This is a genomic window from Methylobacterium sp. AC433 (assembly GCF_979253015.1).
Genome location: NZ_CEEDBN010000002.1, coordinates 419,822 through 435,057, shown reverse-complemented (window position 1 = coordinate 435,057; position 15,236 = coordinate 419,822). Strand labels below are relative to the sequence as shown.

At 70.0% G+C, this 15,236-nt stretch carries 17 protein-coding genes; 5 read left to right on the top strand and 12 right to left on the bottom strand.

Annotated elements, in window-relative coordinates:
- A complete protein-coding gene (locus AC0IWM_RS05555; RefSeq protein ID WP_471753437.1) occupies positions 1-936 on the bottom strand; it encodes a DUF58 domain-containing protein in 936 nt (311 codons plus the stop codon).
- 3 nt (positions 937-939) lie between these two features.
- Entirely contained in the window at positions 940-1,944 is a 1,005-nt protein-coding gene (locus AC0IWM_RS05550) for an AAA family ATPase (RefSeq protein ID WP_056466955.1), read from the bottom strand.
- 258 nt (positions 1,945-2,202) lie between these two features.
- Here AC0IWM_RS05550 and AC0IWM_RS05545 point away from each other — a divergent pair, with 258 nt between their 5' ends.
- From AC0IWM_RS05545 to AC0IWM_RS05530, 4 genes are read left to right on the top strand one after another with little or no spacing between them, the layout of a single operon-like run.
- Positions 2,203-2,781, top strand: coding sequence for a DUF1285 domain-containing protein (locus tag AC0IWM_RS05545; RefSeq protein WP_471753436.1), 579 nt, complete (start codon positions 2,203-2,205; stop codon positions 2,779-2,781).
- Positions 2,778-3,419 (top strand): CoA pyrophosphatase, encoded by a 642-nt coding sequence (locus AC0IWM_RS05540; protein ID WP_471753435.1) that lies wholly within the window; start codon positions 2,778-2,780, stop codon positions 3,417-3,419. The genes AC0IWM_RS05545 and AC0IWM_RS05540 overlap by 4 nt, the downstream gene beginning before the upstream one ends.
- Positions 3,420-3,453: 34 nt before the next feature.
- On the top strand, positions 3,454-3,711 hold the full coding sequence (locus AC0IWM_RS05535) for a DUF6111 family protein (protein ID WP_471753434.1): 258 nt from the start codon (positions 3,454-3,456) through the stop codon (positions 3,709-3,711).
- On the top strand, positions 3,708-4,946 hold the full coding sequence (locus AC0IWM_RS05530) for a CCA tRNA nucleotidyltransferase (RefSeq protein WP_471753433.1): 1,239 nt from the start codon (positions 3,708-3,710) through the stop codon (positions 4,944-4,946). Before AC0IWM_RS05535 ends, AC0IWM_RS05530 begins: the two co-directional genes overlap by 4 nt.
- A gap of 21 nt (positions 4,947-4,967) precedes the next feature.
- Here AC0IWM_RS05530 and atpC read toward each other — a convergent pair whose 3' ends face one another.
- From atpC to AC0IWM_RS05490, 8 genes are all read right to left on the bottom strand, one after another.
- Complete coding sequence (gene atpC, locus AC0IWM_RS05525) at positions 4,968-5,369, bottom strand: ATP synthase F1 subunit epsilon (RefSeq protein WP_056466941.1); 402 nt, start codon at positions 5,367-5,369, stop codon at positions 4,968-4,970.
- Positions 5,370-5,450: 81 nt separating this feature from the next.
- Positions 5,451-5,699 (bottom strand): hypothetical protein, encoded by a 249-nt coding sequence (locus AC0IWM_RS05520; RefSeq protein WP_447678337.1) that lies wholly within the window; start codon positions 5,697-5,699, stop codon positions 5,451-5,453.
- A 4-nt stretch (positions 5,700-5,703) separates the two neighbouring features.
- Entirely contained in the window at positions 5,704-7,164 is a 1,461-nt protein-coding gene (gene atpD / locus AC0IWM_RS05515; RefSeq protein ID WP_471753431.1) for a F0F1 ATP synthase subunit beta, read from the bottom strand.
- 45 nt (positions 7,165-7,209) lie between these two features.
- Positions 7,210-8,085: a F0F1 ATP synthase subunit gamma gene (locus tag AC0IWM_RS05510; RefSeq protein ID WP_056466933.1), complete on the bottom strand. Its 876-nt coding sequence runs from the start codon at positions 8,083-8,085 to the stop codon at positions 7,210-7,212.
- Between the two features lie 115 nt (positions 8,086-8,200).
- Positions 8,201-9,730 carry a F0F1 ATP synthase subunit alpha gene (gene atpA, locus AC0IWM_RS05505; RefSeq protein WP_471753430.1) on the bottom strand — a complete coding sequence of 510 codons (1,530 nt, stop codon included), beginning with the start codon at positions 9,728-9,730 and terminating at the stop codon, positions 8,201-8,203.
- Between the two features lie 69 nt (positions 9,731-9,799).
- Positions 9,800-10,372, bottom strand: coding sequence for a F0F1 ATP synthase subunit delta (locus tag AC0IWM_RS05500; RefSeq protein WP_471753429.1), 573 nt, complete (start codon positions 10,370-10,372; stop codon positions 9,800-9,802).
- 259 nt (positions 10,373-10,631) lie between these two features.
- Entirely contained in the window at positions 10,632-11,342 is a 711-nt protein-coding gene (locus tag AC0IWM_RS05495) for a DsbA family protein (protein WP_471753428.1), read from the bottom strand.
- Positions 11,343-11,426: 84 nt separating this feature from the next.
- Complete coding sequence (locus tag AC0IWM_RS05490) at positions 11,427-12,053, bottom strand: DsbA family protein (protein WP_471753427.1); 627 nt, start codon at positions 12,051-12,053, stop codon at positions 11,427-11,429.
- A 208-nt stretch (positions 12,054-12,261) separates the two neighbouring features.
- Here AC0IWM_RS05490 and AC0IWM_RS05485 point away from each other — a divergent pair, with 208 nt between their 5' ends.
- Positions 12,262-13,503: an argininosuccinate synthase gene (locus AC0IWM_RS05485; RefSeq protein ID WP_056466919.1), complete on the top strand. Its 1,242-nt coding sequence runs from the start codon at positions 12,262-12,264 to the stop codon at positions 13,501-13,503.
- 44 nt (positions 13,504-13,547) lie between these two features.
- On the opposite strand, the gene AC0IWM_RS05480 is transcribed toward AC0IWM_RS05485, so the two are convergent.
- Entirely contained in the window at positions 13,548-14,444 is an 897-nt protein-coding gene (locus AC0IWM_RS05480; RefSeq protein WP_471753426.1) for an NAD(P)H-hydrate dehydratase, read from the bottom strand.
- Positions 14,441-15,205 carry a histidine phosphatase family protein gene (locus AC0IWM_RS05475; protein WP_471753425.1) on the bottom strand — a complete coding sequence of 255 codons (765 nt, stop codon included), beginning with the start codon at positions 15,203-15,205 and terminating at the stop codon, positions 14,441-14,443. Before AC0IWM_RS05475 ends, AC0IWM_RS05480 begins: the two co-directional genes overlap by 4 nt.
- Between the last annotated feature and the right edge of the window lie 31 nt (positions 15,206-15,236).

Sequence of the window (15,236 nt, the reverse complement as noted above, 5' to 3'; positions counted from 1 at the left end):
TCAGCCGGTCCCGCGCGCCGCGGCGACGAGGGTCAGCAGGCGCAGGGCCGCCTCGCTCGCCGGACGGTCGGTGCGATGGATCGTCAGGGTCCAGCCCTGGGTCCGGGCGATGTCCGCGAGGCGGTCGCGATGGGCCGCGATTCTCACCCGGTAGGCCTCGCCCCAGGCGCCGGCATCGCCGACATTGAGGCTGAGCTTCGACTCGAGATCGTGCAGGACCGCCTGTCCGGAGAACGGAAACGTCTCCTCGACGGGATCGACGATCATCACGAGGTGCCCCCGGGTGCCCCGGCCGGCCAGCCGATCCACCGAGGCTTTCACGGCCTCGGGCGGCGACAGGAAATCGCTGATCAGTACGGCCTCGTCGAACCGGCCCGGGGTCGCGGGCGGCGGCGCGTCGTCCTCCTGCCCCTTGGCATCGGCGACGAGGGCCTGGGCCATGGTCTCGACGATGCGGCGCGAGGCGGTCGCGCGGGTGAGGCCGAGCAGACCGGTGCGCTCGCCGCCCTCCACCAGGGCGTCGGCGAGCGCGAATCCCAGAACGAGCGCGCGCTCCACCTTCGGCGCCTGCGCCAGATGCGAGGAGAACCCCATGGAGGCCGAGCGGTCGATCCAGAACCAGATGTTGTGGGTGGCTTCCCACTCGCGCTCGCGCACGTAGAGCCGGTCGTCGCGGGCCGAGCGGCGCCAGTCGATGCGCGCTGCGGCCTCGCCGGCGACGAACGGCCGGAACTGCCAGAAGCTCTCGCCCGGTCCGGCCCGACGGCGGCCATGGATCCCGTGGGCCAGCGTCGAGGAGACCCGGCGGGATTCGAGGATCAGCCGCGGCATCCGCGCGGCCAGGGCCAGCGCGCTCTCGGTCTCGCGGCGTCCGGGATTGCGGGCGCTCCGGTCGAGGACCTGGGTGGCGCCGCCGCCGGGCCGGGAAATCGCCATGCCCTAGAGCTTGCCGGCGAGCTGGGCGATGAGGCCCGGGATGGTCTCTCCGTCCGCGCGGGCAGCGAAGCTCAGCGCCATGCGGTGCTTCAGCACGGGCTCGGCCAGGGCCTTCACGTCGGCGACGGAGGGGGCGACGCGGCCCTCGATCAGGGCGCGGGCGCGCACCGCCAGGGTCAGCGCCTGGCTGGCGCGGGGACCCGGCCCCCAGAGGAGCTTGCCCTTGAGCGCGGGGTCGCCGCCCTCGGGACGCGCGGAGCGCACGAGGTCGAGGATCGCATCGACCACCGCGTCCCCGACGGGCAGGCGGCGCACGAGGCGCTGGGCCGTGAGCAGCGCCTCGGTGGACATCACCGCCTGCGGCTTGTGCTCGTCGACGCCGGTGGTCTCGATCAGGATGCGGCGTTCGGCGGCGCGGTCGGGATAGCCGACATCGATCTCCAGCAGGAAGCGGTCGAGCTGGGCCTCGGGCAGCGGATAGGTGCCCTCCTGCTCGATCGGGTTCTGGGTGGCCAGCACGTGGAAGGGGCGCGGCAGGTCGTGGCGCTCGCCCGCCACCGAGACGAAGTGCTCCTGCATCGCCTGGAGCAGGGCCGACTGCGTGCGCGGGCTGGCGCGGTTGATCTCGTCCGCCATCAGGAGCTGGGTGAAGACCGGACCCTTCACGAAGCGGAACGAGCGATGGCGATCGGCATCCTCGTCGAGAATCTCGGTGCCGAGGATGTCCGACGGCATCAGGTCCGGCGTGAACTGCACCCGGCGGGCATCGAGGCCGAGGACGGTGCCGAGGGTCTCGACGAGCTTGGTCTTGGCGAGGCCGGGCAGACCGACGAGGAGGCCGTGGCCGCCGGCCAGGATCGTCACCAGGGCGAGGTCGACGACCTGCTCCTGGCCGAAGATGACCTTGTGGATCGCCTCGCGGGCCTGCCCCACCGAACCGAGACAGGCTTCCGCCGTGGCGACGATGCCGTCATCGAGGGTGGTGGCCGGCTGGGAGCCCTGAATCATGCGTGTCGGTCCTGGCTTCTCCGCGTCGGCCGTCGAGGGTCGCGCGCGGCGGGAATGCGCCATCGAGGGGCGGGCCTGGCGTCGGCCGTCTGCCCGGGAGTGTGGCGCCCTTTGCGCCACGCTGGCAAGGTCGGCGCGACGACGCAGGGTTCAGGCCGACGCGAGCGTCCTCCGAACGACGCTCGGAGGACGTGATCGCGCCGGGAGGACGTCGCGCCGCCGTTCCCCCGTCGTCCGGATGCGCTATCTTGTGATCGCATGACCGACCCAGTCCCGCCCGCCGCCGATCCGACGATCGACCGCCTCAGCGCCGCCCTAGGCGATGCGGCGCGCCGTGGCCCGCCGCCGGTGGAGCGCTGGAATCCGCCGTTCTGCGGGGCGATCGACATGCGGATCGCCGCCGACGGGACCTGGCACCACGATGGCGCGCAGATCCGCCGCCCGGCCCTCGTCAAGCTGTTCGCCTCCATCCTCCGGCGCGAGCCCGATGGCGGCTACGTCCTAGTCACCCCCGTGGAGAGCGTCGGCATCACGGTGGAGGATGCGCCTTTCGTCGCCGTGGAGATGGCGGTCGAGGGCGACGGTCCGGGACGGCGCATCGCCTTCCGCACCAATGTCGACGACCTCGTGCCGGTGGATGCCGGCCATGCCCTGCGCTTCGAAAAGGATGCGGGCGGCGGCCTGCGCCCCTACGTCCATGTCCGCCGCGACCTCTGGGCGCTGCTGACCCGGGCGCTGACCTACGACCTCCTCGCCCTGGCCGAGGAGCAGGATGGCTGGCTCGGCGTCGCGGCCGGTGGCGCCTTCCACCGCATCGCCCCCGCCGAGAGCGCATGAGGCAGCCCGACGCGCTGGCCGACCTCGTCGCGCGGGCCACCGCTCGTCTGTCAGCGGAGCCGCCCGGTGACGGCGCTCCGACCGCGAACCCGCGCGGCGACCACGACCTCGACGGGGCCGACGCGGCGGTGGTGCCGGAGCGCCCACACCGGCGCGCCGCGGTGCTGGTGCCCGTGCTGCCCCGGGCGGGCGGCCCCAGCGTGCTGTTCACCGTGCGGGCCGCACACCTGCGCGACCATTCGGGGCAGATCGCCTTTCCGGGCGGAAAGATCGAGCCCGACGATCCGAGCCCGGCCGATGCCGCCCTGCGCGAGGCGCGCGAGGAGGTCGGCCTTCCCGCCGAGGCGATCCGCGTCCTCGGCTATCTCGATCCCTATCTCTCGGCGACCGGCTTCCTGGTCCTGCCCGTACTCGGCCTCGTCGACCCGAGAGCAGGCCTGAGCCTGAACGCGGACGAGGTCGCCGCCACCTTCGAGGTTCCCTTGAGCCACCTCCTCGATCCGAGCCAGCGCCGCATCGAGAGCGCGGTCTGGCGCGGACGGCAGCGGCGCTACTACGCCATCACCTACGGGGATTTCCGGATCTGGGGCGTCACGGCCGGGATCGTCAACAACCTGCAGGAGCGCCTCTTCCCGTGACGCCGCGCCCGCTCACCCGCCCCCCGAGACAATCATGATTCGCCGCGTCCTCGAAGAACTCCTGATCTTCCTCTCCCCGTTCCTGCTCTTCGCGGTATACCTCGCGGTCCGCGGGCGCCGGCCGGACCACGGTGCGCATTGGGACGGGCAGGCCTTCCGCCTGACCCTGGCGGGCCTCGTGCTGGTCATCGTGTCCCTGGTGGCGACGGGTCTGTTCAGCGAGCACCATCGCGGCGGCTACGTACCGCCGCATCTGGAGAACGGGCAGGTCGTGCCCGGGCGCTTCCAGTGAGCGGGCACGCCCTCGACGAAGCGGGCCTCGCGCGCCTCCTCGACAGGCCGGAAGTCCGACGCGTCCTCGCCGCCCTGGCAGCCGAGGGCGAGGCCACCCGCCTCGTCGGCGGCTGCGTGCGCGACGCCCTGCTCGGACGCGCGGGCGACGACATCGACCTGACCACGACGCTGCGGCCGCCGGCCGTGATGACGAAGGTCGAGGCGGCCGGCCTGCGCGCCATCCCGACCGGGATCGAGCACGGCACCGTCACCGTGCTCGCGGGAGAGGCCGCCTTCGAGGTCACGACCCTGCGCGAGGATGTCGAGACCGATGGCCGCCATGCCGTCGTGCGGTTCGGCCACGACTTCGCCCTCGATGCGCAGCGCCGGGACTTCACCATCAACGCGCTCTCCCTCGCACCCGACGGCACGCTCCACGACACCACGGGCGGAATCGAGGACCTGAAGGCCGGCCGGGTGCGCTTCATCGGCGAGGCCCGGACGCGCATCCGAGAGGACGCCCTGCGCATCCTGCGGTTCTTCCGGTTTCATGCCCGCTACGGGGCCGGACCTCCCGACCCGGAGGGCCTGTCGGCCTGCATCGCCGCTCGGGACGCCCTGGACTGCCTCTCGCGCGAGCGCATCCGAGCGGAATTGCTGAAGCTGCTGTCGGCCCCGGGCGCGCCCGCTGCCGTCGAGACCCTGAGCGAGACCGGGCTGCTGATGCGGCTGATCGGCGGCCTCGGCGATCTCGGCCGCTTCATCCGCGTCGTCGCCCAGGGCACCGGAACGTCGGCGATCGAGCGCCTAGCCGCGCTGGCGATGTGGTCCGACGTCGATGCCGGGCGTCTGGAGGCCGACCTGCGGCTCTCGAAGGCCGAACACGCGGCGCTGGCGGCCTATGGACGGGCTCTCGGAGCCCTGCACGGACGCGCCACGATCGACGCCACCGAGATGCGCCGGTTGGCGGCCGACCACGATCGGGCCGCCCTGGGACTGGCATCCGGGGCGACCCGGCGAGAACGGAATCCGGTCGTCACATCGGAGGCCGGGAGCTATCTCGACGATCTCGTGAGCGGCCGGGTGACGGCCCCGAAGTTTCCCCTCACGGGCGCCGATCTGGTGGCGCGAGGACTTCGGCCCGGTCCGGAGATCGGCCGGCGACTCGCCCGGGCGCGCGCCCTGTGGCTGGATCTCGGCTGCCCGGAGGATGCGGCCGCGCGCGAGACCCTGCTCGAGCGCGCGACCGGGTAGGAACTCGAACGCCGTCAGCCCTCAGAAGTTGAGGGCGACCTTGGCGTCGCGCAACTGGACGATCTGGCCGGTGAGTTCGTCCTTCTTGGCGAAGTCCTCGGTGGCGTCGCGCAGCATCTCGACGGCCTCGATGTCGCGATCGAGGGATTCCGGCGAGATTTCCTCGAAGGGATTCGCACGCTCGGCGATGACCGTCACGGAGGTCGGCCCGATATCGGCGAAGCCGCCGCGGACCAGGACGCGCTTGCCTGTGTGACCGGCCTCGTTGATGACGATGACGCCGACCTTGAGGGCTGTGAGCACGGGAGCGTGGCCGGGGAGAACCGTCATCTCGCCCTCGATGCCGGGCAGCTGCACGGCCTCGATCTGACCGGAATACAGCGTCCGCTCGGGGCCGACGAAATCGAACTGGAAGGTGGCCATGAGGTCGAGGATCCCGGCTCGGGTTGTCTGTGCGGAGTGACGGCGCGCCGTGCCCGGAAGGCGCGCGCCGCCTGTTCGTCGTCAGGCCCGGCGGCGATCGGCGACGAAGCCGATCCCGAGGCCCAGCACCGCGCCGATGACGGCGAAGATGCCGATATGCTGCATCTGGCCCGTGGTCAGGGAGCCGCCGCGGGTTCCCGCCGGCGTATCGCCCTGAACCTCGAGGCTGAAAGAGCCGATCTTGATCTCGGCAGCCTCGGGCCGGGTGAGATACCCGGCGAGACCGCCGACCACGAGACCGACGAGGAGGAGAACGACCTTCGCGTTCAAGACCTCAGGCCGCCGCAGCGATCTTCTTCGCCTTCTCCTTGGCGTCCTCGATCGTGCCGACCATGTAGAACGCCGCCTCCGGCAGATCGTCGTACTCGCCGTTCACGAGGCCCTTGAAGCCCTTGATCGTGTCGGCCAGCGGGACCTGGATGCCCGGCGAGCCGGTGAAGATCTCGGCCACCGAGAAGGGCTGCGAGAAGAAGCGCTCGATCTTGCGGGCGCGGGCGACGGTGAGCTTGTCCTCCTCCGAGAGCTCGTCCATGCCCAGGATCGCGATGATGTCCTGCAGGGCCTTGTAGCGCTGCAGGGTCTGCTGAACCTTGCGGGCGACCTCGTAGTGCTCCTCGCCGAGGACGGCGGGGTTGAGCATACGCGAGGTGGAGTCCAGCGGATCCACGGCCGGGTAGATGCCCTTCTCGGCGATCGAGCGCGACAGCACGGTCGTGGCGTCGAGGTGAGCGAACGAGGCGGCGGGCGCCGGGTCGGTCAGATCGTCGGCCGGCACGTAGATCGCCTGCACCGAGGTGATCGAGCCCTTGGTGGTGGTGGTGATGCGCTCCTGAAGGGCGCCCATGTCGGTGGCCAGGGTCGGCTGGTAGCCCACCGCCGACGGGATGCGGCCGAGGAGCGCCGACACTTCCGATCCGGCCTGGGTGAAGCGGAAGATGTTGTCCACGAAGAACAGCACGTCCTGGCCCTGGTCGCGGAAATCCTCGGCGATGGTCAGGCCGGTGAGGGCGACGCGCGAGCGGGCGCCCGGGGACTCGTTCATCTGGCCGTAGACCAGGGCGCACTTGGAGCCTTCCGCCGAGCCGTTATGCTCCTTGGGGTCCATGTTCACCTTGGACTCGATCATCTCGTGGTAGAGATCGTTGCCCTCGCGGGTGCGCTCACCGACGCCGGCGAACACCGAGTAGCCGGAGTGCACCTTCGCGATGTTGTTGATGAGCTCCATGATCAGCACGGTCTTGCCCACGCCGGCGCCGCCGAACAGGCCGATCTTGCCGCCCTTGGCGTAGGGCGCGAGCAGGTCGACGACCTTGATGCCGGTGACGAGGATCTGGGACTCGGTGGATTGCTCGGAATAGGCGGGCGCCGGCTGATGGATGGCGCGCAGCGTGTCCGACTGGATCGGGCCGGCCTCGTCGATCGGCTCGCCGATGACGTTCATGATGCGGCCGAGCGTGTTGAAGCCGACCGGGACCATGATGGCCTCGCCGGTGTCGGTGACTTCCTGGCCGCGAACCAGACCTTCCGAGGTGTCCATGGCGATGCAGCGCACGGTGCTCTCGCCGAGCTGCATGGCGACTTCGAGAACGAGGCGGTTGCCGTTGTTCTTGGTCTCCAGGGCGTTCAGGATCTCGGGCAGGTGGCCGTCGAAGTGAACGTCGACCACGGGGCCGATGACCTGGGTGATCTTGCCGACCTTGCTCGAGCCGGCGCCGGGGATCGCGGTGTTCGCCATGTTACGGGTCCTTTGGATACGTTGCGGTCAGGGCGTCGGGTGCGCTTAGAGCGCTTCGGCGCCCGAGATGATCTCGATGAGTTCCTTGGTGATCATGGCCTGACGCGTCCGGTTGTAGATCTGCGTCTGCTTCTTGATCATTTCGCCCGCGTTGCGCGTGGCGGAGTCCATGGCGCCGGTGCGGGCACCCTGCTCGGAGGCGGCGTTCTCCAGGAGCGCGCGGAACACCTGGACGGTGAGGTTGCGCGGGAGCAGCGTGTCGAGGATGGCCTCCTCGCTCGGCTCGAACTGGAGCGCGGCGTCGGGGGCTGTCGCGCCGGTCTCCGGCAGCTCGGCCGGGATGAGCTTCTGCGCCGTCGGGATCTGGGAGATCACGGAGCGGAAGCGGGAGTAGAACAGCGTCGCGACATCGAACTCGCCGGCATCGAAGCGCGCGATGATGCTGTCGGCGATCTCGGCGGCGAACTCGTAGTCGACCGCCTTGTTGCCGCGCAGGTCGCGGTTCTCGATGATCTCGTCGCGGAACTGGCGACGAAGCAGGTCGTAGCCCTTCTTGCCGACGGTGATCATCTTCACCGTCTTGCCCTCGGCCACGAGCTTGCGGGCATGCTCACGGGCGAGACGCGCGATCGACGAGTTGAAGCCGCCGCACAGGCCGCGATCGGCGGTGCAGACGACGAGCAGGTGGGTCTTCTCCGAGCCGGTGCCGGACAGGAGCCGGGGACCCTGCACGCCGCCGACGAGGTTCGCCGCGAGGTTGCCGAGTACCTGGGACATCTTCTCGGCGTAGGGACGCGCGCTCTCGGCGGCCATCTGGGCGCGCCGCAGCTTGGCGGCGGCGACCATCTGCATCGCCTTGGTGATCTTCTGCGTGCCCTTCACCGAGGTGATGCGGTTCCGCAGATCCTTCAAACTCGCCATGGGGTGACTTCCAGATCCATCCGCTGCCGCTCAAGGCGAGGCGCCCGAACGACCCGGGCGCCTGCTCTCACTGAGGTCCGGCCACCCGGGGGCGGCCGGTCGTGCTGTCGAAGCTCTACGCCAGGGACTTGGCGACGCTCTCGACGACGCCCTTCAGCGTCTTGGCGCTGTCGTCGGACAGATCCTTCGAGTCGCGGATCTTGGTGAGGAGGTCGGCGTGCTTGGTGCGCAGGGCCGAGAGCAGGGCGTCCTCGAAGGGACGGACCTTGTTCAGCGGCAGGGCGTCGAGGTAGCCGTTCACACCGGCGTAGATCACGGCGACCTGCTCTTCCATCTTCAGCGGCGAGAACTGCGGCTGCTTCAGGAGCTCGGTCAGGCGCGAGCCACGGTTCAGGAGCTTCTGGGTCGAGGCGTCGAGGTCCGAGCCGAACTGCGCGAAGGCGGCCATCTCGCGGTACTGCGCGAGCTCGCCCTTGATCTTGCCGGCGACCTTCTTCATCGCCTTCGTCTGGGCCGAGGAGCCCACGCGAGAGACCGAGAGGCCGACGTTCACCGCCGGGCGGATGCCCTGGTAGAACAGGTCGGTCTCGAGGAAGATCTGGCCGTCGGTGATCGAGATCACGTTGGTGGGGATGTAGGCCGAGACGTCGTTGGCCTGAGTCTCGATGACCGGCAGCGCGGTCAGCGAGCCGTTGCCGGCGGCGTCGCCCATCTTGGCGGCGCGCTCGAGCAGGCGCGAGTGCAGGTAGAACACGTCGCCCGGATAGGCCTCGCGGCCCGGCGGGCGGCGCAACAGCAGGGACATCTGGCGGTAGGCCACGGCCTGCTTGGAGAGATCGTCGTACACGATCACGGCGTGCATGCCGTTGTCGCGGAAGTACTCGCCCATGGCGCAACCGGCGAAGGGCGCGATGAACTGCATCGGCGCGGCGTCCGACGCGGTGGCGGCGATGACGATCGAGTACTCGAGCGCGCCGTTGTCCTCCAGGGACTTCACGAACTGGGCGACGGTGGAGCGCTTCTGACCGATGGCGACGTAGACGCAGTAGAGCTTGGCGTTCTCGTCGGTGCCGGCATGGGCCGGCTTCTGGTTCAGGATGGTGTCGAGGGCGATGGCGGTCTTGCCGGTCTGGCGATCGCCGATGATGAGCTCGCGCTGGCCGCGGCCGACGGGGATCAGGGCGTCGATGGCCTTGAGGCCGGTGGCCATCGGCTCGTGCACCGACTTGCGCGGGATGATGCCCGGGGCCTTCACGTCGACGCGGCGGCGCTCGGTGGTGGCGATGGGGCCCTTGCCGTCGATGGGGTTGCCGAGGGCGTCGACGACGCGGCCGAGCAGCGCCTTGCCGACCGGCACGTCCACGATGGCGCCGGTGCGCTTGACGGTCTGGCCTTCCTTGATGTCGCGATCGGACCCGAAGATCACGATGCCGACGTTGTCCTGCTCGAGGTTGAGGGCCATGCCGCGCACGCCCGACTCGAACTCGACCATCTCGCCGGCCTGGACGCTGTCGAGGCCGTAGGCGCGGGCGATGCCGTCACCGACGGACAGAACCTGACCGACCTCGGTGACCTCGGCTTCCTGGCCGAAGTTCTTGATCTGATCCTTCAGGATCGCGGAGATCTCGGCGGCGCGGATGTCCATCGTCGGGCCTCTTGTCTTGGATTGAATGAATGGGGTTGGGAACGGGAAGCGGTCGGACCTCGAAGGTCCTTACCGGGCTTCCCGCATCGCGAGGCGAATACCGTTGAGCTTGGTGCGCAGGGAGGCGTCCACCATGCGGCTGCCGATCTTGACCACGAGGCCACCGATCAGGCTGGGGTCGATCCTGAGGTCGAGGTCGATCTCGGAGCGCGCCACGTCGCGCAGGGAGGCCTTGATCTCCTCGACGACGGCGTCGGAGGGACGCTCGGCGACGGTCACCTCGGCGCGCACGATGCCCTTCGACTCGCGCACCAGGGTGCGGAAGGCGCGGATCATGTCGGGGAGCGCGAACAGGCGGCGGTTGGCGGCGGCGAGGCGGATGAAGTTGCCGCCGATGCCGCCGATGCCGGACTTCTCCAGGAGGGCGACGATGGCGGCCTCCTGCTCGGCGCCCGAGAAGACCGGGCTGCGCACGAAGCGGCGCAGGTCGGCGCTCTCCTTCAGCATCGCGTCGAACTTGTCGAGGCTCGCCGCGACGCCATCGACGTCGCGCTCGTCACGCGCCAGTTCGAACAAGGCCGACGCGTAGCGCGCCGCTACGCCTGCAACCGGGGAACCCGCCTCGGAACCGTTCTGCGCCACGCGCCGCTCTCTCTTCAATCCTGCCTGAGGGCTCCGGCCGTGTCGCACCGTCGTCGGCGCGGGCTTTCGAAACCGTCAGGATTGGGAACGTGCCGGTCTGCGCGGGCCATGAAAAACCCGCCCTTCCGGCGCGGCGAGGGCCTAGCATGCGTGTCCGGGGGGCGCAAGACGACGGAACTTGCCCCGGAGTGTTGTGCAACGCGAGATGCCGAACCCTGTTCCGATGCGGGCAAACGGTGGCGAAGGTGAGGCCGCGGTCTCAGCAGGTGATCCGGTCGCAGCGGCGGGTCGCAGCGACCATCCGGGCCAGCGCCTTCGGACCGGGATGGCCGAGGAGGCCGGTGTTGCCGAGGACGTAGGAAGGAGTCGCGGTGAGGCCGAGATCTGCCGCCATGCGCATCTGCGCCTTGAGAGCGAGGCGGACCTCCTCGCTGTCGGCGATGCTCTCGATCTCGGCGGCGGGCACACCGAGCTTGGCGGCGGCCTGGAGGGCCCCGGGTCCATCGATCTTGCCGGGCTTACCGAGCAGGGTCCGGTACAGGCTCCAGGCCGCGGCCGAGCCGAGCTTGCGCTGGATCGCCAGGGCGACCTTGGCGGCCTGGGCCGACTGCACAGCGAGGATCGGGTTGTTGATCAGGCCGATTCGCAGCGACGGGTCGCTCTCGCTGAGCGAGACCATGTCGGCCGCCGCCTTCCGGCAGTACGGGCAGTTGTAGTCGAAGAACTCGTAAAGGGTCGTCTCGGCCTCCGCCGGGCCGACATAGGTCACGCCGCGCAGGGCCGGGATCTCGCCGACGATCTCGCCGGGCAGGCGCATGTTGGCGACCGGGCGGCCCTCGTCGTTGTCGACCTTGAAGGCTTGACCGTAGCCCTGGGCGAGGCCCGTCCCCGCGGTCCCGAGGCCGGAGCCGAGGGCGGCTGAGGCGAGGAGGAAGCGCCGGCGGTCGAGGCCCGGTGTCGCGAAGCTCATGGGGCGGCCCTGGAAAGGTGGGGACGGGAAGCGTGGGAACGGCCCGGCTTCTAGACCCGCCGGCTCCGGACCGCCAGACGCGCCTCAGCGCATCGCCCCGGGCCGGTCGCCCGCCGCCCAGGCGAGGGCCTGTTCCAGGCGGTCGTTGCCCCAGAACAATTCGCCGTCGTCCGTGAGGAAGGTCGGCGCGCCGAAGATGCCGCGCGAGCGGGCCTCCTCGCCGTTGACGCGCAGGCGCCCCTTGTTCGTTTCGGCCGCGGCCTGTTTCAGGATGATCGTGCCGTCGAGGCCGAGACCGTCGAGGATCGACACCACGGCGGGCGGCTCGGCGATCGACTGTCCGCGGCCGAACTCGGCCTCGTAGACCGCCTTCGAGAACGGGACGAGCCAGTCGTGGTCCATGCCGTAGGTCGCCGCCCGGGTGGCGCTGAGGCTGTTCTGCGGAAAGGGATCGGGACGCTTGACCGGCGGCAGCCCGAGGCGGGCCGCCTCACGCTCGACGTCGCGCCACATGTGGCGGCCCTTGGCGGCGTAGAGGTTGAAGGGTGAGGAATTCCAGCCCTGTGCGGCGAAGATCGGCCCCACCAGGAAGGGGCGCCAACGGATCTCGACGCCGGAGGCCGCCGCCAGGGCCTCGACCCGCATCGCCGAGAGGTAGGAATAGGTCGATGCGAACTCGTACCAGAATTCGAGGGTCGGCCTGCGCGGCATGCGTCGAATCTCCGGGATCGAGAATGGTCGTCAGTGTCGCCCGCCCGGGGGCTCGCGACAAGGCGCTTCCCGACCACGGCCACGCTGAGCGAACGCGTCCGACGGCACGGCGGTTGCACGGCCCCGCGCTCCGCTGATAAGCCGCCGCAATCACGCCGCAGATGCGCACGACGCCGAAGCGCACGATGCCCGAACCGGAAGCGAGCCCATGACCGACGCGAACCCGAAGCCCGTCAACAAGGTCGTGCTCGCCTATTCCGGCGGCCTCGACACCTCGATCATCCTGAAGTGGCTGCAGACCACCTATGGCTGCGAGGTCATCACCTTCACGGCCGATCTCGGCCAGGGCGAGGAGTTGGAGCCGGCGCGCAAGAAGGCCGAACTCCTCGGCATCAAGCCCGAAAATATCTTCATCGAGGACCTGCGCGAGGAATTCGTGCGGGACTACGTGTTCCCGATGTTCCGCGCCAATGCCCAGTACGAGGGCGTCTATCTCCTCGGCACCTCGATCGCCCGACCGCTGATCGCCAAGAAGCAGATCGAGATCGCCGAGAAGCTCGGGGCGGACGCCGTCTGCCACGGCGCCACCGGCAAGGGCAACGACCAGGTCCGGTTCGAGCTCGGCTACTATGCCCTGAAGCCCGATGTCACGGTCATCGCTCCCTGGCGCGAATGGGACCTGAAGAGCCGCGAGCAGCTCATCGCCTTCGCCGAGCAGCACCAGATCCCGATCTCCAAGGACAAGCGCGGCGAGAGCCCGTTCTCGGTGGACGCCAACCTCCTGCACGCTTCGTCGGAGGGCAAGGTTCTCGAGGATCCCGCCGACGAGGTGCCGGACTACGTCTACTCGCGCACCCGCTCGCCCGAGGAGGCGCCGGACACGCCGACCGTGATCACCATCGGCTTCGAGAAGGGCGATGCGGTCTCCATCGACGGCGAGCGGCTGTCTCCCGCGAGCCTGCTCGCCAGGCTCAACCAGCTCGGCCACGACAACGGCATCGGTCGCCTCGACCTCGTCGAGAACCGCTTCGTCGGCATGAAGAGCCGCGGCATGTACGAGACCCCTGGCGGCACCATCCTGCTGCCGGCCCACCGCGCCATCGAGTCGATCACGCTGGACCGGGGTGCCGCGCACCTCAAGGACCAGCTGATGCCGCAATACGCGGAGCTGATCTACAACGGCTTCTGGTTCTCGCCCGAGCGCGAGATGCTGCAGGCCCTGATCGACAAGAGCCAGGAGATGGTCACCGGCGAGGTCCGGCTGAAGCTCTACAAGGGTGGCGTCCACGTCATCGGCCGCACCAGCCCGAACTCGCTCTACGACCAGGACCTGGTCACCTTCGAGGAGGGCGCGGTGGCCTACGACCACCGCGATGCGGCCGGTTTCATCAAGCTCAATGCCCTGCGCCTGCGCACGCTCGCCCAGCGCAAGAAGAAGCTCGGCGCCTGAGGGCTGAAGGGGCTGGGCCGGTCCCCTCCCCCGAGGGGATCCGGCTACCCGATCGGGCCTGCGGAGAACGCCCGCAGGATCTGCGGCACCTCGCCCGAGATCTCCCGGGCGAGAAACCCCACCGGCCCGACCGATCGGGCCAGCCGGGCGCCCGCTTCGCCGTGGAGGTAGACGCCCCACAGGGCGGCCGTCAGCGGATCGGCGCCCCGGGCGAGGATGCCGGTGACGAGGCCCGCGAGGGCGTCGCCCGAACCGGATGTGGCCAGTCCGACGCCGCCGCCGCCGAAGTGCCAGCGCGCGCCGTCGAGGGCGACGATCCAGCTCTCGGCCCCCTTCATGACCACCACGGCCCGCAGCATCTCGGCGGCGCGCAGGGCCGCATCCAGCGGATCGGCCTCGACCGCCTCGCGCTCCCAGCCGAGGAGCTGCGCCATCTCGCCCGCATGCGGCGTCAGCACCGGCGGCGTCTTGAGGGCGCGGATCGTCCCGGCATGGGCGGCAAGACCGCAGATCGCCCCCGCATCGAGCACGTAGGCGGTCTCGTCCTGATCCGCGAGGAGCGTGCGGACCAGCGCCGTGGTGACCTCGCAGGTGTTCATGCCGGGCCCGAGCAGGACCGCGTCGCAGCGCCGGGCGGCCATGGCGATGCGCGGCGCCGCCGCCTCGGCCGCGATCTCGCCCGCATCGGTTTCCGGGAGACCGATCACCATGGCCTCCGGCACGGCCAGCGCCAGCGCCACCGCGACGGACTCGACCGAGGCGATCTTGAGCTTGCCCGCGCCCGCCCGCAGGGCCGCGACGCCGGCGAGGAGGACGGCGCCCGGCACCTCGGCGCAGCCGCCGAGGACGAGGACGCTGCCGCGATCGTCCTTGCTGCCGGCCTCCGGGGTCGGGAGCGGGCGCTCCCGCAGGCACGCCGCGTCGAGTTCGGTCACGGTCATCGCACGTCCTCCGTCAGCGAGGGTTCGGCAGTGACGGGGGCGCCGGCCCGCTGCACCGGAGCGACGAAGTTGTAGCGCGCGAGGTGCAGGCGGCCGGTGGACCCCTCCTCCGCCTGGAAGGCGTACTCGGTTACGGAGCAGTTCAGCACGTCGCCCTCCGCATCGATGCCGAGGATCTCGGCCTCGCTGAGGTTTTCGATGAGGTAGCGCAGGCAGAGCACCACCACCTGGTGGGCGACGATCAGGACGCGCTTCTCGCCATGATGCAGGGAGACCGTATCCATGGCGCTGCGCAGGCGCAGGACGACGTCGCACCAGCTCTCGCCGCAGGTCGGGCGGTAGTAGAACTTGCCCAGGCGGGCCCGCAATTCGGCCTGCTCGGGATGGAGCGCCTCGATGCCCGTCCGGGTGAGGCGGTCGAGGAGGCCGAGTTCCTTCTCGCGTAGCCGCTCGTCGACGTAATCGCCCGGCGCATCCGGCGCCACGCCGCCGGCCTGGCGGATGCCTGCCACGGTCTGGCGTGCCCTGAGGTAGGGCGAGGTCAGCACCACGTTCGGGCGCTCGGCCTCCGGCATCTCGGAAAACCAGCGTCCGAGCGCCTCGGCCTGCTGCCCGCCGCGATCGCTCAAGGGGACGTCGACGTCACGCTCGGCGATGTCGATGCGCTCGAGCCCCGCGTCATGAGCGGCGTCGCGCGCGACATTGCCCGCACTCTCGCCGTGTCGGACGATCCAGATCCGGCTCGGCCAGCGTTGCAGCATCCGTCGTGGTCCTCGGCTTGTTCCACCTCGG